Below are 17,470 nucleotides of genomic sequence, written 5' to 3'. Positions count from 1 at the left end.
GGCCCGGCTCCTCACCTCTGCACGGCGTCCGCGGCAGCGTCCGCGGCAGCGGCGAATGCTCAGAGCAGTCCGTCCCACATCTGCTCCAGCAGCACCGACCACCAGCTCTCCGGCGAACCGAGCGCCGCGGGATCCAGCGCCGCCAGCTGCATCTGGAAGTCGACGGTCCAGCGGCCCGCCTGCTCCTGGTTCAGCCCGAACCGCAGCCGCCACATCCGCCCCAGCAACGCCAGGCAGCGGGCGAACTCCGGCAGCCCCGTGTTCACGAACTGCGGCGGTACGGGCGCACCGCCCGGCCCCGCCTCCACCGGCACCGCGACGATGTTCGCCGTGCCGTACTGCACACAGACCGCCTTGCCGAAGTCGCTGCCCATGACGAGGTACGAGCCCGCGTCCGAGGCCGGCTGCACACCCCGCTCCGCAGCCAGCTCCGCCAGCGTCGGCACCGGACGGCCCGGCTGGGCCTGCGCCCAGAAGAACGGGCCCATGTCCAGCGGCAGCCCGGCGGCCACCAGCGTGTGCGCCACGACCGGCGGCACACCCTGCCGGGACACCGCCTGCTGCTCGAACCGGAACACCCCCGTCCCGAACGCCCCCGCCAGCTCCTGCCCGATGACCTCCGGCGGAACCGGCGGCGCCGGCTGCACCGGCGTCAACGGCACGCGCACCGGCGCCGGCCGGGCAGGCCCGTCCGCCACCTGATGCAACTCGCCCTGGTGAACGAGCAGCTGCTGCATGCCCTGCTGGCGGCTCGCCTGATCGGTGCCGTACGGCGCGATGTTCGTGATCCGCGCCTGCGGCCACTGCTCCCGGATCATCCGCGCGCAGTACGCACCCGGAAGCTCGCACGACTCCAACTCCGTGTGCAGCTCCAGCACCTGGTCCGGCGGCACGTTCATCGCCCGCAGCTCGTGGAAGATCTGCCACTCCGGATGCGGCGTGCCCGGCGCCGAACGCCGGATCAGCTGCTGCTCGGAACCGTCCTGCGCGCGGTAGCGCAGCACGGCCTGGTAACCGGGGCCGACCGTCGGCTGCCCGACCGGCTGCGGCGGATAGCCGTACGCCGGCGGCCGGCCGGGTCCGGGCACACCCGGCGGCACCGCACCCGGCATCCCGCCGGGCATTCCGGGCGGCAAAGGAGGCGGAGGCACACCCGGGCCACCGGGAGCCGGCGGCGGAGGCACACCGGGCCCACCGACCGCGGGGCCCGACAGCACGGTCTCCGCGTGATGCACGGTGCCCCGCCCACCCCCCGGGACGCCCGGAGCGCCCGGAGCGCCAGGGACACCGGGGGCGCCCGGAGCACCGGGCGGGCCCGGAGGCTGGGGCGCGCCGGCACCCGGCCGGCCGGGGTCGGCGAACATCGTCATCGCGTGATGGACACCGCCGGGCGGCGTACCCGGCGCGGGCGGAGGCGTCGGGGCACCGGGCGGCGGGCCGCCCGTCGAACCCCCCGGGCCTGCCGGGTTGTTGAAACCGCCGAGGCCGTTGGACCCCGGGGCGGACACCATCTGCGTCGGTACGTACCCGCCCGCCGGAGCACCCTGCGCACCGGGACCCGAAGGAGGCGACGACGGAGGCGGAGGCGTACCCCCCGGCCGCACGCCCGGCGTGCCCGGAGCACCCGGCGGAGGCGGCGTCGTCGGACCCGAGGGACGGCGCGGCGGAGCCGCCTTGCTGGTCGCGGCGTCGGCGATGTCCGCGGCGCTCGGCGCCGCCGGGGTCTCCGGCGCGCGCGGCGGGGACTGCGCCTCCGCGTCCGGGAACGCCGGCGTCAGCGCCCTCGGCGGCAGCCGGCTGCCCCCCGACATCAGTGCGGTCGGGGCGTTCGAAGCCGACGTCGTCGGCGGCGGCGGCGGCGTGTCGTCGTCGGACTGGCTCAGCGGAGGAGCGAAAACGGTGACCGGAAGCGGCACCGAACCGTCCTCGCCGGCGTCGGCGTTCGTGTCCGTACCGGCCCACGGTGTCGCCCCGGCCGGTTCACCCGGAGCACCCGCGCCGGGCCCCGCCGGGGTGCCGCCCCCGGCGGCGGGCCAGGAAGTACCACTCCCGGGCGCCACCGGCGCACCCGGCACCGGGACCCCGGAACCACCCGCACCGGACCCACCAGCCGCACTGGACGCACCCGCCGCACTGGCCGCGCCGGGCGTACTCGCCGAACCGCCCGACGTCTCTCCCCTCCGGTCCGGAATCCCCAGCCGGTCCGCCGCCTCCTGCAACCATTCCGGCGGACTCAGCAGGAACGACGTCTGATTCAGATCCACCCGCGCCGGAGCCGCCGGCGCCGGTTCGGCCGCCGCGTCCGTACGGGCGTACTCCTCCTCGTACCGGCGGATCACCTCGCCCACCGCCAGGGCGGGCCACAGCGTCGCCTCGCCACTGTCCCGGGCGATCACCAGCCGCTGCGCGCCGCCGTCCGAACGGGGCCCGTCCGCGCGGTCCTCCGCCCACACCACGAAGCCGAGGCCGAACTCCCGTACCCGCACCTCACGGTGCTGATACGACGGCACATCCCCGTTGACCCACTCCTCCGCACGCTCCTGCGCCTGCGCGAACGTCACCATCGCCGGACCTCACTCCCCCGCAGCAACCGGAACGACCTGCGCGAAGCCGCCGTCCACCATCAGATTCGCCACCGTCTCCAGCTCCGGCGGCGACCCCGCCAGCCGGGCCAGGAACGCGTCGAAGTCGTCCCCGCACGGCAGCAGCAGCCGCTCCACCCGCTCCGCCGGCGACCACGACGGATCCACGTCCCGCGCGTCGTCGTAGGAGCAGAACCACACCGAACCCGTCCGGTCGCCCCGCACCTTCACCGCCAGCAGACCGCCCTGGACGAAACCGACGCCCAGATAGTCCTTGGTGAGGTGATCACGCAGACACTTGTTGACGTACACCAGGTCGTTGACCGCGGCCTCGTCCCGCACCGTGAAGAACGGCTGGTCGACCAGCAGGCCCAGCTCGGCGTCCAGCGCCGTACCCACCGGCGCGCAACCGCCCGCCGCCTTCAGGAACGACCGGTACGCGCCGGGCAGCCGGTAGCCGAGGTCCTCCTCGACGCTCAGCACCTGGGCCTCGGTCACCGCGAGCCCCGACTTCGGCAGCCGGAAATGCGCCGGGCGCGTCTCCTGCAGCGGCCGCGTGCCCCGCTTCTCCTGGTCCACGCCCGACGTCACCACACCACCGTGGTGCCGCAGCAGCGCCTTCACCTCGACCGGCACCAGCTCCAGCCGCCGCGACGCCACCACGTGATGCCACGTCCAGCCGTGCGGCGTCGCCACCGCCGGCACCGTGTCCCACAGCTCATGACCGGTCGCCGCGAGCGCCGCGTTCGCCGACACGTAGTCCGTCAGCCGCAGTTCGTCGACACCGAATCCCTCCGGCGGCTCCGCGATCTCCGCCGACGCACGCGCGTACGGCGAGAAATCGGGGTAACCGCGCTCGTCCACCCGTACCCCTCTCGGGTGACGGGCCGCCCGTACCGGATCCGGGAAGTGCACGACCTGCCCGGAATAGGCCGCATTCGGCGGCACGGCTCTCTGCCCGAGCCGACCTGTCGTCATGGCGGTTGCCCCCTGCGGCACTCTGTACGACCCGCACCGACCACCATCGTGTCGTTACGGAACGTATTCGACTGTCACGTCTGTTTCGACTGCTTACCGCCGCCATCCCCCGGCGCCCCGCACGTCGTCCGCACGGATCACCGCAGGAATCGCGACACCAACAGCCTATGCGGTACGGCGTCACCGGTCACCGGGCACCGGCGGCTCACCCGTCCGGTTCCGTGACCAAACGTCACCCTCCCGTGACAGCACGCCCAAACCTGGGCGTGTCGCCCCGCCCCAGCTTCCCCATCAGCCACGCCATTTGGCACTCTGTGACCTTCCGGGGGATGCACAGGAGGGGAATGCGATCATGAACATGACTCAAACAGGGGCACCGGCAGGGCACGCCGCCGACCCCCGCACCGGCGACCCCCGCATCGACTGGAGCAGCACCGACGCCGCCCGCACCCCCCTCCTCCATCACCGCCGCGACGGCATCCTGCCCACCATCGCCGCCGCCCTCTCCATCCGCGGCGCCACCCTCACCGGCACCGCCGCCCGCGGCGACACACCCCCCGGCCTGCACCCCCTCGTCCAGGACCTCCTCGACACCCTCACCAGCGGCCAACGCGACCGCTTCACCGGCCGCTGCGCCGAGACGATCCTCATCTCCCGGCACCTCACCGCCGCCGACGCCGCACGCAGCAAACGCGCCGCACGCAAACCCATGACCAACGGCGAAGCACGCAAAGCGCTCAAACATGCCAAACTCACCGCCCGTCACATCCGCGAGGACGGCGACCCCCTCCACGGCACCTACGCCGCACCCTGCCGCGCCTGCACCGCCCTCGCCGCCCACTTCGGCGTCCGCATCGTCGACCCCGGATGACCCGGACGACCCAAACGACCCCGGACGCCCGACCCGGTGAGTGATTCCGTCCGCCCCGCCCGTACCAACCCCTGACCCACACCCACCCACCCCTCGACCACCACCCGGCAGGCCACCCCCTCACCCACCACCGGCCGCACCACGACGAACGAACGGCACATGCGCACCGACCGCACCCCCTCCCCCAGCCACCCGGCCCCACCCGAGCCAGGGGGAACCTCGCACCGCTTCCCCGCCCCCGTCGCCACCGCCCTGCGCACCGCCGGCTGGCAACCGGGACGCTGGGACATCAAACAGGCCGAAGTCTGGGCCGACACCCTGCGCGACCACGCCTCACCCGCGGGACACCGCCACAGCGTCTTCCCCGCCGCCGTCGAGGCCTGGGCCGAATTCGGCGGACTCCACATCACCCCCACCACCCCCGGCCGCCAACTCGCCCCCGCCACCCTCCACCTCGACCCCCTCCACGGCCTCCACATGGCCCGCACCCTCGGCGACCTCGGTCGCACACTCGGCACCGAGGTCTGCCCCCTCGGCACCGACCCCGAGACCCACACCCTCGTCGCCATCGACACCGAAGGCCGCGTCTACGCCCTCGACCACACCGGCGACTGGTACCTCGGCCACCACATCGACCAGGGCCTCACCGCCCTCATCACCGGCACCGAACCCTCCCGCCTCACCACAGGCTGACCGCACACCGGCCGACCGCAGACCGGGCACCAAGCACCAAGCGCCACCGGACCCCGCGCCCTCCGGCCGCCTACCCGCCACCCTGCCCGCGTCCCTGCCCCCGACGGGCCTACGACGCCGGAATCACCGCCGACACCCGGAAACCCCCCGCATCCGTCGGCCCCGACACGAACACCCCGCCCAGCGCCGACACCCGCTCCTTCATCCCCACCAAGCCGTTCCCACCCGACGGCAACCGCGCCGACGCCCCGGCCTCCGGCGGCGGCTCGTTCTCCACCTGCATCGCGATCTCCGACACCCGATGCGCCAGCCGCACATACGCCTTCGCCCCCGGCGCGTGCTTGTGCACATTCGTCAGCGCCTCCTGCACCACCCGGTACGCCGTCGCCTCCACCTCCCCCGCGTACGGCCGGCCCTCCCCCTCCACCGACAGAGCCACCACCATCCCCGCGGCCGCCGACTGCCCCACCAGCTCATCGATCTCCGACAGACTCGGCCCCTCACCCCCGGCCCGCCGAGCCTCGTCCACCGCCCGCGACGCCGCCGCGGCGGCCGCCGCACCCACCGCCGCCAACGGCACCGACGCCCCCGCACTCCGCCCCGCCCCGTTCCCGCCGGACCGCAGCACCCCGAGCATCTCCCGCAACTCCGTCAACGCCTGCCGGCCCATGTCCCCCACCAGCGCGGCGTTCTTCACCGCCTTCTCCGGATCCTTCCGCGCCACCGCCTGCAACGCCGCCGCGTGCACCACCATCAGACTCACCCGATGCGCGACCACGTCATGCATCTCCCGCGCGATCCGGGTCCGCTCCTCGTTGCGCGCCCACTCGGCCCGCTCCTCGGCCCGCTCGGCCAGCAACTGAAGCTCCCGCTCCAGACTGTCCGCCCGCTCCCGCAGACTCTCCATCAACCGCCGCCGCGCCCCCACATACAGCCCCAGCAGCACCGGCGGCGCGGTGAGCCCCAACGACGTCGTGACCGACGCGAACGGAATGAACCAGTCCCCCAGGTCCAGCTCCCCCCGCACCATGTCCTGCCGCACCCGCACCAACGTCACGATGAAGGTCCCCACCAGCGACATCCCGGCGAGCGACGCGATGATCCGGCGCGGCAACTCCGACGCCGCCAGCGTGTACAGACCCACCAGACCCATCAGGAAACCCATCTGGGCCGGCGTGATGGCGATCACCACCAGCACCACGGCGATCGGCCAGTGCCGCCGCACCAGCAGCACCGACCCCGCCAGCAACCCGAACACCACACCCGCGGCCACCGGAATCCCCGCGTCCCGCGCGAACGGGATCCCCTCCAGCCCGCACTCCAGCGCGGACACCGCCGCAAGGCCCACATCCAGCACGGCACTGCGCCGCCTGCCCCACCACCATGGCCCTCCCCGGGCCGTCACATGGTCTTCCCCCGTCGTGGTCATGCCTCCACCCTACGGGCGCCCCGTGCCGGTTTTCCGGGGACTTTCCCCGACTGACCCCCACCACAATCCGTGACCGTTCGGATGCGGTACGGCCCGAAATCCCTCGAACTGCCGAACCGCACACCGTTCGACCCCGGAAGCCCGCATTCCGGCCGGACGGTATGCAGGTGACACATGCACCCGGCAAATACGCCGACTTCGAAGCACTGAGGGACCAGGCGGTGGCGCTGCGGCGGGCGGGGCTGAGCCGACGCCAGATCCGCGACCGGCTCCACGTCGACAACAACGACATCCTCAACCGCCTCCTGCAGGGTGAGCCGCCGCCGGAATGGACGAAGCGCCCGAACGCGAAGGACGACCGGCGCGAGAAGGCGAGAGAACTCCGACTCCAGGGCTGGACGTACGACCGGATCCAGGTGGAGCTGGGCTGCTCCAAGAGCTCGATCTCGCTGTGGGTCAGGGACCTGCCGAAACCGGAGCGCCGGCCACGAACCCGCGAGGAGGCATCGGCGATCGCAAAGCGAGGCCGGGAAGCCACGCTTCGACTGCGAGAGGAGGATCGCCAGCGCACCAAACAGCGGGCCATGAGCGAGGTGGGCACGCTGACCGACCGCGAGCTCTTCATGATCGGCGTGGGCCTTTACTGGGCCGAAGGCTCGAAGAGCAAGCCCTACAGCCGCCGAGAGCGCATCACCTTCGTCAATAGCGACCCGGACATGATCACGGTCTTCCTGGCGTGGCTCGACCTGCTCGACGTAGATCCAGTGAGCCTCAGATTCGCGCTACACATCCACGAGAACGCCGATGTGGCGACCGCCGAGAAGTTCTGGGCCCACCACGTGGGCATCGACGCCGCCGGCCTCATGAAGACCACCCTCAAGAAGCACAACCCGCGCACCAATCGGAAGAACATCGACAACAACTACCGCGGATGCCTTCGCGTCGACGTCAGGAACGGAGCTGACCTGTACCGTCGCGTCGAGGGCTGGTGGTACGGCATAGTAGGAGCTGTCCTTCCGGGTGATCCATCGAACCGGACATAAGGACTATCCCGGGTCGTCTAAGGGCAAGACGGTGTCTTTTGGTGTCACTTATGGGGGTTCGAGTCCTCCCCCGGGAGCCTGTTGAGTGCGGGCCCTGACCGGCCAAACCCCCGGTCAGGGCCCGCACTCATGTCCCCCCACGACCACCCCGGTATCCTGCGGATGTCCCCTCCCCCTTACAGCCGAAGGGCATCCTTGTGAGCGCCAATCGCCCGGCAGCCGTCGTCGTTCTCGCAGCGGGTGAGGGCACCCGTATGAAGTCGGCCACCCCGAAGGTCCTGCACGACATCTGTGGCCGTTCCCTGGTGGGTCATGTGCTGGCCGCCTCCGGCGAGCTGGAGCCGGAGAACCTGGTCGTCGTCGTGGGGCACGCCCGCGAGCAGGTGACCGCGCATCTCGCCGGCATCGCCCCGGGGGCCCGTACCGCGGTGCAGGCGGAGCAGAACGGCACCGGGCACGCGGTGCGGATGGGGCTGGAGGAGCTGGGCGGTTCCGTGGACGGGACCGTGATCGTGGTCTGTGGTGACACCCCGCTGCTGACCGGTGAGACGCTGCGGCACCTTTCGGCCACGCATTCCGCCGACGGGAACGCGGTGACGGTGCTGACGGCCGAGGTGCCGGACGCGACGGGGTACGGGCGGATCGTGCGCGACGAGGCGTCCGGAGCCGTCACCGCGATCGTGGAGCACAAGGACGCGACCGAGGAGCAGCGGGCGGTCCGGGAGATCAATTCGGGTGTGTTCGCGTTCGACGGGGCGTTGCTGGCGGACGCGTTGAAGAGGGTGCGGACGGACAACAGTCAGGGCGAGGAGTACCTGACGGACGTCCTGGGGATTCTGCGTGAGGCGGGGCACCGGGTGGGTGCGTCGGTGGCGGGGGATCACCGGGAGATCGCGGGGATCAACAACCGGGTGCAGTTGTCCCAGGCTCGGCGGATTCTCAACGACCGGCTGCTGACCGCCGCGATGCTCTCGGGGGTCACTGTCATCGACCCCGCTACGACGTGGGTGGACGTTTCGGTGACGTTCGAGCAGGACGTGGTGGTGCATCCGGGGACGCAGTTGCACGGGTCGACGCACCTTGCGGAGGGGTGTGAGGTGGGTCCGAACTCTCGGTTGACGGATACCCGGGTGGGTGCCGGTGCGCGGGTGGACAACACGGTGGCGTCGGGTGCGGAGGTCGGTGCGGAGGCTTCCGTCGGGCCGTTCGCGTATCTGCGTCCGGGGACGCGGCTCGGGCGCAAGGGCAAGATCGGTACGTATGTGGAGACGAAGAACGCGTCGATCGGTGAGGGGACGAAGGTTCCGCATCTGTCGTATGTGGGGGATGCGACGATCGGCGAGTTCTCGAACATCGGTGCGGCGAGTGTGTTCGTGAATTACGACGGGCAGGACAAACATCACACGACGGTCGGCTCGCACTGCCGGACCGGTTCGGACAACATGTTTGTGGCGCCCGTCACGGTCGGGGACGGTGCGTACACCGCTGCGGGTTCTGTGATCACGAAGGATGTGCCGCCCGGTTCGTTGGCTGTGGCCCGTGGCCAGCAGCGGAATATCGAGGGCTGGGTGGCTCGTAAGCGTCCGGGGAGTGCTGCCGCGAAGGCCGCGGAGGAGGCTGTCCGGGGGTCGGCCGAGGAGGGTTGACCGGAAAGCGGTGCGCCGGAGTCGTCGTATCGTGATAAATGCACATCCGCACCCCATCAGGTGAGATGGCTTCTCGCGTGCCGTCTGAGAGGTCTCTCGCCTTCGAGCCGCGAGTTTCTGCGACACCTCTGAGGAGATAGTGCTGTGACCGGGATCAAGACGACCGGCCAGAAGAAGATGATGTTCTTCTCCGGCCGGGCCCACCCCGAGCTTGCCGAGGAGGTCGCCAGCCAGCTGGGTGTCGGGGTCGTTCCGACTAAGGCCTTCGACTTCGCCAATGGCGAGATCTATGTGCGGTACGAGGAGTCGGCCCGTGGTGCCGACTGTTTCCTGATCCAGAGCCACACGGCTCCGATCAACAAGTGGATCATGGAACAGCTGATCATGATCGACGCGTTGAAGCGCGCGTCGGCGAGGTCGATCACCGTCATCGTGCCGTTCTACGGTTACGCGCGGCAGGACAAGAAGCACCGCGGGCGTGAACCGATCTCGGCGCGCCTGATCGCGGATCTGATGAAGACCGCGGGTGCGACCCGGGTGCTGACGGTGGATCTGCACACGGACCAGATCCAGGGTTTCTTCGACGGTCCGGTGGATCACCTGTTCGCGCTGCCGCTGCTGGCGGACTACGTGGGCGCGAAGGTGGACCGGGAGAAGCTGACGGTGGTGTCGCCGGACGCGGGCCGTGTGCGGGTGGCGGACCGCTGGTGCGACCGGCTGGGTGCGCCGCTGGCGATCGTGCACAAGCGGCGGGACAAGGACGTGGCGAACCAGGTCACGGTCCACGAGGTGGTCGGTGAGGTCAAGGGCCGGGTGTGCGTCCTGGTCGACGACATGATCGACACGGGTGGCACGATCTGCGCCGCGGCGGACGCGTTGTTCGCGCACGGTGCGGAGGACGTGATCGTGACGGCGACGCACGGTGTGCTGTCGGGTCCGGCGGCGGACCGGCTGAAGAACTCGCGGGTGAGTGAGTTCGTGTTCACGGACACGCTGCCGACTCCGGGTGAGCTGAGTGCCGATCTGGACAAGCTCACGGTGCTGTCGATCGCGCCGACGATCGCGAGTGCGGTGCGTGAGGTGTTCGAGGACGGTTCGGTGACGAGCCTGTTCGACGAGCAGTAAGGGTCGTGCAGTAAGGGTTCTGCTCCGGATTCCCCTGCGTCCCGGCTGATCGTTTTGGGTACGGCCTCCCTGTCCGAGTAGACTGCCCCAGTTGCTCGGCGAGGGAGGCCGTACCGCTTCGCGAGAGGTGGAGTACGGCGGTCCGTAATCGACGCGCTCTTCGTAGCAGGCCGTTCGTGGCCGGGTGACTTTCCCCAAGCTCCACGGAGCGGGGGGTATCCCCAACGGTTTCTGACTTCGAGGAGTGGTGAGCATGTCCGAGGTGAAGATTCACGCGGAGACGCGGCGTGAGTTCGGCAAGGGCGCGGCGCGTCGTATCCGTCGCGAGGGCAAGGTTCCGGGCGTGGTGTACGAGCACGGTCTCGAGCCGCTGCACCTGACCCTGCCGGGCCACGAGCTGCTGCTGGCGCTGCGTACGCCGAACGTGCTGATCGATCTGGCCATCGACGGTGAGGGCAGCCAGCTGGCGATCCCGAAGGCCGTGCAGCGTGACGCGATCAAGGGCTTCCTGGAGCACGTCGACCTGCTGATGGTGAAGCGGGGCGAGCGGGTCACCGTCGAGATCCACGTGACCGCCGAAGGTGAGCTGGCTCCGGGCGGCAACCTGCTGGAGCACGTCATTCCGACGCTGCCGATCGAGGCCGAGGCGACGAACATCCCGGACGGCGTGACCGTCTCGGTGCAGGGCCTGTCGGCCGGCGCCACGATTCTCGCCAAGGACCTGGAGCTGCCGGCCGGTGCGAAGCTGGCGGTGGACGAGGACACCGTGGTGCTGCAGGTGCTGGCCGCGCAGGCCGAGGAGGCCGCGGAGGGTGACGAGGACGAGGCCGCCCAGGCCTGATCCTTCTCGTAGTCTTCCTACGCGTCGGCCGCTGCTCCCGTGCGGGGGCAGCGGCCGACGTGCGTGTGGGGACGAGTACGGGACGCGGACGTGGACGAAGGAGACAGGGACGTGACGACCGATGCGGCGGCTGTCTGGCTGATCGTGGGGCTGGGCAATCCGGGGCCGGAGTACGCCGGGAACCGGCACAACGTGGGGTTCATGGTGGCGGACCTGCTGGCGGAGCGGATCTCGGGCCGGTTCAAGCGGGCCGGGAAGGCGCAGGCGCAGGTGGTGGAGGGGCGGATCGGTCCGCCGGGTCCGGCCGGCCGGCGGGTGATTCTGGCGAAGCCGACGTCGTTCATGAATCTGTCGGGCGGGCCGGTGAACGCGCTGCGGGAGTTCTACAAGGTGCCGGTGGCGCATGTGGTGGCGGTCCATGACGAGCTGGACATCGACTACGGGACGCTGCGGCTGAAGCTGGGGGGCGGGGACAACGGCCACAACGGGCTGAAGTCGATGACGAAGGCGTTCGGTCCGGACTATCACCGGGTGCGGTTCGGGATCGGGCGGCCGCCGGGGCGGATGCAGGTGGCGGACTACGTGCTGCGGGACTTCTCGTCGGCGGAGCGCAAGGAGCTGGGTTATTTCGTGGACCGGGCGGCGGACGCGGTGGAGTGTCTGGTGCTCGACGGTCTGGAGCGGGCGCAGGGGACGTACAACTCCTGAGTGGGGGCGGATTCCTCACGGAGTTGACCGACCGCAAGGGCATGGCCAAAGATCTCGGCCATGCCTTCAGCCGTCTCGTCCTCCCGGGGTTCGTCCACCGCTCTGCGCTTCGGCCGGTTCGCGGTGATGGGCGCGGTCACCGTGCTGATCCTGATCGCGGGTGTGTGGGCGTCGTGGGGCACGGCGCAGTACGCGATGCTGACGAAGGGGCGGGAGCAGGGCGCGGTGGCGGTGGAGTCCTGCGGTGAGCGGACCTGTACGGGGGTGTACACGCCGGTGTCGCCCGGGTCGCAGCCGCGGGCCGAGGTCGTGCTGGAGAACAACGCGGCCGTGGCGAAGGGGCGGACGTACACCGTCGTCATGAAGCCGGGCGGGACCGAGGCGGTCCGTTCCGGTCCCGCCGGGGTTCTCTACGCGTGGGTGCCGCTGGGCGGGGCGTTGATGCTGGCGTCGGTGGTGGTGGCGGGCGGGTTGCTGCGGACGCGGGCGGCGTGGGTGATGGGGTTGTCGGGGGTGGCGCTGGTGACGGCGGCGTTCCTGGTGGCGTGAGGCCGGATCCCCACGGTTGTGGTGCGCAGGGGCTGCGGAACGACGAAGGGTGCCCCCGGGCCGGAGTACGGCTCGGGGGCACCCTTCGTCGTGGGCGGCTTCGGGGTCAGCCGGTGTTGCGCAGGCCCGCCGCGACGCCGTTGACGGTGAGGAGGAGGGCCCGGGCGAGCAGCGGGTCGGGCTGGTCGCCGGCGGTGGCGGCGTCGCGCTGGCGCTTGAGCAGGGCGACCTGGAGGTAGGAGATGGGGTCGAGGTAGGCGTCGCGGATGGTGAAGGTCTGCTTGAGGACCGGGTCGGCGTCCAGGAGTTCGCTCTCACCGGTGACGCGGAGCACTTCGGCGACGGTGAGCTCGTGCTCGGCCCTGATCGCGTCGAAGACGTGCTTGAGCTCGTCGGGGACGAGGGTGTCGACGTAGTGCTGGGCGATCCTGAGGTCGGTCTTGGCGAGGGTCATCTCGACGTTGGAGATGAAGTTGCGGAAGAAGTGCCACTGTTCGTGCATCTCGTCGAGCACGGTGTCGAGGCCGCTCTCGCGCAGGGCCTTGAGGCCGGAGCCGACGCCGTACCAGCCGGGGACGATCTGGCGGGACTGGGTCCAGCCGAACACCCAGGGGATGGCGCGCAGTCCGTCGAGGCCGGCGCCGGAGTCGGGCCTGCGGGAGGGGCGGGAGCCGAGGTGCAGGTCGGCGAGCTGGTCGACGGGGGTGGAGGCGAAGAAGTAGGCGGGGAGGTCGGGGTCCTCGACGAGCCGGCGGTAGGCGTCGTGGGCGGCGTCGGAGACGACGTCCATGGCGGCGTCCCAGCGGGCCAGGGCCTCGTCGGACTGGCGGGGCGCGGTGTGCAGGGCGGACGCCTGGAGGGTGGCGGCGACGGAGAGTTCGAGGTTTTCCCTGGCCAGGGCGGGGATGAGGTACTTGTCGGAGATGACCTCGCCCTGTTCGGTGACCTTGATCTCGCCCTCGAGCGTGCCCCAGGGCTGGGCGAGGATGGCGTCGTGGGTGGGGCCGCCGCCGCGGCCGACGGTGCCGCCGCGGCCGTGGAAGAGGCGCAGGCGTACGCCGTAGCGGTGGGCGACGTCGCGCAGCCGGCGCTGGGCGCGGTGGATCTCCCACTGGCTGGTGGTGATGCCGCCGAACTTGGAGGAGTCGGAGTAGCCGAGCATGACTTCCTGGACGTCGCCCCTCAGCGCGACGAGGCGCCGGTAGGACGGGTCGGAGAGCATGTCCTCGAGGATGGTGTCGGCGGCCTTCAGTTCGTCCGTCGTCTCCAGCAGCGGGACGATGCCGATCTTCGCCCAGCCGGCGTGCAGGTCGATCAGCCCGGCCTCCCGTGCGAGGACGGTGGCGGCGAAGACGTCGTCGGCGCCCTGGCACATGGAGATGATGTAGGACTCGACGACTTCGGGGCCGAAGATCTCCAGGGCCCGCTTGACGGTCTGGAAGACGCCGAGGGTCTTCTCGCCGGCCGCGTCGACGGGTGCGGGGGTGGGGGCGAGGGGCCGGCGCGAGCGGAGTTCCTTGGCGAGGAGCTTGGTGCGGTAGTCGCGGGGCATGTCGGTGTAGCGCCAGGATTCCTCACCGAGCCGGTCGAACAGCTGGCCGAGGGCGTGGTGGTGGGCGTCGGCGTGTTCGCGCACGTCCATGGTGGCGAGCTGGAGGCCGAAGGCGGCGAGGGTGCGGATGGTGCGGGCGAGGCGGCCGTCGGCGAAGAGGGCGCCGCGGTGCTCGCGCAGCGAGGTCTGGACGATCCGCAGGTCGGCGAGGAGTTCGCCGGTGCCGAGGTAGTCGCGGCCCCTCTGGTGGGGGGTGTCCTGGGCGAGGCGCTGCTTGGTGTTCTCGAGCTTCTGCCGGATGCAGGTGGCCTTGAGCCGGTAGGGCTCCTCGGCGTTGAGGCGCTTGTAGCGCGGGCTGATCTCGGGGAGGTTGCCGAGGTCGGCCTTGAGGGAGTCGAGGAGTTCGTCGGTGGCGCCGGCGTAGCGGATGGAGTTGGACAGGAATCCGCGGAGTTCGTCGATCATCTCCAGGGCGTCGTTGATGCCGTGTTCGTGCTGGAGGATGAGGACGTCCCAGGTGACCTGGGGGGTGACGTTGGGGTTGCCGTCGCGGTCGCCGCCGATCCAGGTGCCGAAGGTGAGGGGGCGGGTGTCGTCGGGGAGGGTGACGCCGACGCGTTCGAGTTCGGCGGTGAGGTCCTCGAGGACGTCGCCGACGGCGCCCGCGTGCAGCTCGTCGAGGTAGTAGATGGCGTTGCGGGCCTCGTCGGCGGGTTCGGGGCGTACGACGCGCAGTTCGTCGGTCTGCCAGACGAGGTCGATGTTCTCGGCGAGGCGGGTGTCGAGGCGGCGCCGGTCGCTCTCGATGACGGGGGTGTCGAGGAGGGCGGCGATGCGGCGCAGCTTGTTGAGGACGGAGCGGCGGGCGGCCTCGGTGGGGTGCGCGGTGAAGACCGGGCGGACGTTGAGGTGCCGCACGGTTTCGCGCAGGTGCTCGGGGTCGGCGTCCTTGAGGCGGTCGGCGGTGCGGGCGAGCAGTCCGCCTTCGGTGGCGCGGCGGGTGCGCAGCTCACGGCCGCGGTGCACCTGTTCGGTGACGTTCGCCAGGTGGAAGTAGGTGGAGAAGGCGCGGACCAGTTTGGCGGCGGTGTCGAGTTCGGTGCCGCGCAGCAGTTCGGCTGCGGCCTCGCCGTCCTCGCGGGTGAGTCGGCGGACCTTTTCGACGAGGTCGAGGAGTTCGGGGCCTTCCTGGCGCACGAGGGTCTCTCCGAGGAGATCACCCAGGCGGCGGATGTCGGCCCGCAGTTCGCTGCTCGTGGTCGCCGTGGACACGGTCTGGTCGTCGGCACTGCTCACAGGTGCGGCTCCTTGCAGTGTGGAGGCTGGTCTGGAGGGCCCGGACGGCGTCTCCGGGCGGCTGGCGCCGCATACGGGCCGGGCATCCGGGAAGGAGGTAATCAGAGCGGACCGCGCTGTCCGACCAATTCCAAGGATAGGTGTCGGCCGGGACGCACAGGCTCGTGGGCTCTTGCCGCCGGGCCGCGCACTGCCATACTTACGATGCCGTAGGTTACGGTCCCGTAGGAAACGCCGCTCGGTTCCGGGAGCCCGGCATCACCCTCCCTCCTCATACCCCACAAGGGACACGCATGACCTCACGTCCTGATGTCATCGACGAAGCCTCGAAGAAGCCGCCGCCCTCCGGCACCGGCGCCGACACCGCAGCCGTGCCCTCCGGCGCCGACACCGCAGCCGCCCCCTCCGCCACGCTGGGCGGGGAGCGCAAGCGTTCGATCGAGCAGATCGCGCTGCTGGTCTTCATCACCGTCCCGTTCCTGGCCGTGCTGGCAGCGGTGCCGCTGGCCTGGGGCTGGGGGGTGAGCTGGCTGGACCTCGGCCTGCTGGTGTCCTTCTACTTCCTGGGCTGCCATGGCATCACCATCGGTTTCCACCGTCACTTCACGCACGGTTCGTTCAAGGCGAAGCGTCCGCTGAAGATCGCTCTGGCGGTGGCGGGCTCGATGGCGGTGGAGGGGCCGCTGGTGCGCTGGGTGGCGGACCACCGCAAGCACCACAAGTTCTCGGACGCCGAGGGCGACCCGCATTCGCCGTGGCGGTACGGGGAGTCGTTGCCGGCGTTGCTGAAGGGCCTGTGGTGGGCTCATCTCGGCTGGATGTTCGACGAGGAGCAGACTCCGCAGGACAAGTACGCGCCGGATCTGATCAAGGACCGGACGCTGCGGGCGATTTCCCGCCAGTTCGTGCTGTGGGCGGGGGTGTCGCTGGCGCTGCCGGCGCTGATCGGCGGTCTGGTGACGATGTCCTGGTGGGGCGCGTTCACCGGCTTCTTCTGGGGGTCACTCGTCCGGGTGGCGTTGTTGCACCATGTGACGTGGTCGATCAACTCGATCTGCCATGCGGTGGGCAAGCGGCCGTTCAAGTCGCGGGACCGTTCGGGCAACGTGTGGTGGCTGGCGGTGCTGTCCTGCGGCGAGTCCTGGCACAACCTGCATCACGCCGATCCGACGTCCGCGCGGCACGGCGTGGAGCGGGGGCAGATCGATTCGAGCGCCCGTCTGATCCGCTGGTTCGAGATGCTGGGCTGGGCGTACGACGTGCGCTGGCCGTCACGCTCGCGTATCGATTCACGCCGCGAAACAGGGGAAGGCCGCTCCCTGCGCGGGCAGGAGGCGGCCGAAGCGGCATGATGGTTGCCGTGGCGACCGACTCCAGCAGCACCTCGAGCAATGACAAGCCGCGGCGCGCCCGCCGCACCCGGATGACCGGCGCGGAGCGCCGTGAGCAGCTGTTGGAGATCGGCCGCACCTTGTTCGCCGAGAAGGGCTTCGAGGGCACGTCGGTGGAGGAGATCGCGGCGAAGGCCGGGGTCTCCAAGCCGATGGTGTACGAGCACTTCGGCGGCAAGGAGGGCCTGTACGCGGTGGTGGTGGACCGCGAGATGCGGCGTCTGCTGGACATGGTGACGGGTTCACTGACCGCGGGTCATCCGCGGGAGCTGTGCGAGCAGGCGGCGTTCGCGCTGCTGGACTACATCGAGGAGTACACGGACGGGTTCCGCATCCTGGTCCGTGACTCCCCGATCCCCCAGTCGACGGGATCCTTCGCCTCCCTCATCTCGGACATCGCCACCCAGGTGGAGGACATCCTGGGCCGCGAGTTCAAGAGCCGCGGGTTCGATCCCAAGCTGGCTCCGCTGTACGCGCAGGCGCTGGTCGGGATGGTGGCGCTGACCGGCCAGTGGTGGCTGGACGTCCGCAAGCCGCGGAAGGCGGAGGTGGCCGCGCACCTGGTCAACCTGGCTTGGCACGGCCTGGACGGCCTGGAGCAGAAGCCGCGGCTGATCGGACACCGGAAGAACTGACCGGAGGAACCGGGACGACGGGCCGGTGGGCCGGTGGACCGACGGGCCGGTGAGCCGACGGGCCGGTGGACCGACGGGCCGGTGGACCGACGGGCCGGTGAGCCGACCGCGTGGCATCACCCGTACAGGAC

Annotated in this window: 14 protein-coding genes and 1 tRNA gene; 11 read left to right on the top strand and 4 right to left on the bottom strand. The window is 70.6% G+C overall.

The features are described 5' to 3' along the window. Window positions 1-59 precede the first annotated feature (59 nt). The gene (locus ACIF80_RS11335) at window positions 60-2,564 is read right to left on the bottom strand and encodes an SUKH-4 family immunity protein (protein ID WP_399802337.1); all 2,505 of its coding nucleotides are present in this window, start codon (window positions 2,562-2,564) and stop codon (window positions 60-62) included. Between the two features lie 9 nt (window positions 2,565-2,573). Beyond that, complete coding sequence (locus tag ACIF80_RS11330; RefSeq protein ID WP_399802335.1) at window positions 2,574-3,560, bottom strand: SMI1/KNR4 family protein; 987 nt, start codon at window positions 3,558-3,560, stop codon at window positions 2,574-2,576. Between the two features lie 352 nt (window positions 3,561-3,912). Here ACIF80_RS11330 and ACIF80_RS11325 point away from each other — a divergent pair, with 352 nt between their 5' ends. After that, complete coding sequence (locus ACIF80_RS11325) at window positions 3,913-4,431, top strand: YwqJ-related putative deaminase (protein WP_399802333.1); 519 nt, start codon at window positions 3,913-3,915, stop codon at window positions 4,429-4,431. Window positions 4,432-4,590: 159 nt separating this feature from the next. Next, window positions 4,591-5,124: an SUKH-3 domain-containing protein gene (locus ACIF80_RS11320; protein ID WP_399802330.1), complete on the top strand. Its 534-nt coding sequence runs from the start codon at window positions 4,591-4,593 to the stop codon at window positions 5,122-5,124. A gap of 109 nt (window positions 5,125-5,233) precedes the next feature. On the opposite strand, the gene ACIF80_RS11315 is transcribed toward ACIF80_RS11320, so the two are convergent. Further along, window positions 5,234-6,553, bottom strand: a complete 1,320-nt coding sequence (locus ACIF80_RS11315; protein ID WP_399802328.1) for a sensor histidine kinase — start codon at window positions 6,551-6,553, stop codon at window positions 5,234-5,236. A 167-nt stretch (window positions 6,554-6,720) separates the two neighbouring features. On the opposite strand from ACIF80_RS11315, the gene ACIF80_RS11310 reads away from it, so the two are divergent. The 7 genes from ACIF80_RS11310 to ACIF80_RS11280 all read left to right on the top strand — a co-directional run bounded on the left by ACIF80_RS11310 (window position 6,721) and on the right by ACIF80_RS11280 (window position 12,465). Beyond that, window positions 6,721-7,596, top strand: a complete 876-nt coding sequence (locus tag ACIF80_RS11310; RefSeq protein WP_399802326.1) for a hypothetical protein — start codon at window positions 6,721-6,723, stop codon at window positions 7,594-7,596. 6 nt (window positions 7,597-7,602) lie between these two features. Beyond that, window positions 7,603-7,673: transfer RNA gene (locus ACIF80_RS11305), tRNA-Gln, on the top strand. Window positions 7,674-7,793: 120 nt separating this feature from the next. Next, window positions 7,794-9,242 (top strand): bifunctional UDP-N-acetylglucosamine diphosphorylase/glucosamine-1-phosphate N-acetyltransferase GlmU, encoded by a 1,449-nt coding sequence (gene glmU / locus ACIF80_RS11300; protein ID WP_399802325.1) that lies wholly within the window; start codon window positions 7,794-7,796, stop codon window positions 9,240-9,242. A 144-nt stretch (window positions 9,243-9,386) separates the two neighbouring features. Next, complete coding sequence (locus tag ACIF80_RS11295; protein ID WP_364740966.1) at window positions 9,387-10,367, top strand: ribose-phosphate diphosphokinase; 981 nt, start codon at window positions 9,387-9,389, stop codon at window positions 10,365-10,367. A gap of 253 nt (window positions 10,368-10,620) precedes the next feature. Continuing rightward, window positions 10,621-11,208, top strand: coding sequence for a 50S ribosomal protein L25/general stress protein Ctc (locus ACIF80_RS11290; RefSeq protein ID WP_399802322.1), 588 nt, complete (start codon window positions 10,621-10,623; stop codon window positions 11,206-11,208). A 111-nt stretch (window positions 11,209-11,319) separates the two neighbouring features. After that, window positions 11,320-11,916 carry an aminoacyl-tRNA hydrolase gene (gene pth / locus ACIF80_RS11285; RefSeq protein WP_399802320.1) on the top strand — a complete coding sequence of 199 codons (597 nt, stop codon included), beginning with the start codon at window positions 11,320-11,322 and terminating at the stop codon, window positions 11,914-11,916. Window positions 11,917-11,976: 60 nt separating this feature from the next. Further along, window positions 11,977-12,465, top strand: coding sequence for a hypothetical protein (locus tag ACIF80_RS11280; protein ID WP_399802318.1), 489 nt, complete (start codon window positions 11,977-11,979; stop codon window positions 12,463-12,465). 106 nt (window positions 12,466-12,571) lie between these two features. Here ACIF80_RS11280 and ppc read toward each other — a convergent pair whose 3' ends face one another. Beyond that, window positions 12,572-15,313, bottom strand: coding sequence for a phosphoenolpyruvate carboxylase (ppc, locus tag ACIF80_RS11275; RefSeq protein ID WP_399802316.1), 2,742 nt, complete (start codon window positions 15,311-15,313; stop codon window positions 12,572-12,574). A 293-nt stretch (window positions 15,314-15,606) separates the two neighbouring features. On the opposite strand from ppc, the gene ACIF80_RS11270 reads away from it, so the two are divergent. Together ACIF80_RS11270 and ACIF80_RS11265 are read left to right on the top strand one after the other, a co-directional pair. Beyond that, window positions 15,607-16,665: an acyl-CoA desaturase gene (locus tag ACIF80_RS11270; RefSeq protein ID WP_399802313.1), complete on the top strand. Its 1,059-nt coding sequence runs from the start codon at window positions 15,607-15,609 to the stop codon at window positions 16,663-16,665. Then, the gene (locus ACIF80_RS11265) at window positions 16,662-17,339 is read left to right on the top strand and encodes a TetR family transcriptional regulator (protein WP_399802310.1); all 678 of its coding nucleotides are present in this window, start codon (window positions 16,662-16,664) and stop codon (window positions 17,337-17,339) included. Before ACIF80_RS11270 ends, ACIF80_RS11265 begins: the two co-directional genes overlap by 4 nt. Window positions 17,340-17,470: the final 131 nt, after the last annotated feature.

Source organism: Streptomyces sp. NPDC085927 (assembly GCF_044540975.1).
In the GTDB taxonomy this organism is placed as follows: Bacteria; Actinomycetota; Actinomycetes; order Streptomycetales; family Streptomycetaceae; genus Streptomyces; species Streptomyces hirsutus.
This window is presented reverse-complemented; position numbering and strand designations above follow the sequence as displayed.

What these genes read in the sequence shown, in the direction of transcription:
- ACIF80_RS11335 (WP_399802337.1), bottom strand. Translation starts at nt 2,564, where the DNA reads ATGGTGACGTTCGCGCAGGCGCAGGAGCGTGCGGAGGAGTGGGTCAAC.
- ACIF80_RS11330 (WP_399802335.1), bottom strand. Translation starts at nt 3,560, where the DNA reads ATGACGACAGGTCGGCTCGGGCAGAGAGCCGTGCCGCCGAATGCGGCC.
- ACIF80_RS11325 (WP_399802333.1), top strand. Translation starts at nt 3,913, where the DNA reads ATGAACATGACTCAAACAGGGGCACCGGCAGGGCACGCCGCCGACCCC.
- ACIF80_RS11320 (WP_399802330.1), top strand. Translation starts at nt 4,591, where the DNA reads ATGCGCACCGACCGCACCCCCTCCCCCAGCCACCCGGCCCCACCCGAG.
- ACIF80_RS11315 (WP_399802328.1), bottom strand. Translation starts at nt 6,553, where the DNA reads ATGACCACGACGGGGGAAGACCATGTGACGGCCCGGGGAGGGCCATGG.
- ACIF80_RS11290 (WP_399802322.1), top strand. Translation starts at nt 10,621, where the DNA reads ATGTCCGAGGTGAAGATTCACGCGGAGACGCGGCGTGAGTTCGGCAAG.
- ACIF80_RS11280 (WP_399802318.1), top strand. Translation starts at nt 11,977, where the DNA reads ATGCCTTCAGCCGTCTCGTCCTCCCGGGGTTCGTCCACCGCTCTGCGC.
- ACIF80_RS11270 (WP_399802313.1), top strand. Translation starts at nt 15,607, where the DNA reads ATGACCTCACGTCCTGATGTCATCGACGAAGCCTCGAAGAAGCCGCCG.
- ACIF80_RS11265 (WP_399802310.1), top strand. Translation starts at nt 16,662, where the DNA reads ATGATGGTTGCCGTGGCGACCGACTCCAGCAGCACCTCGAGCAATGAC.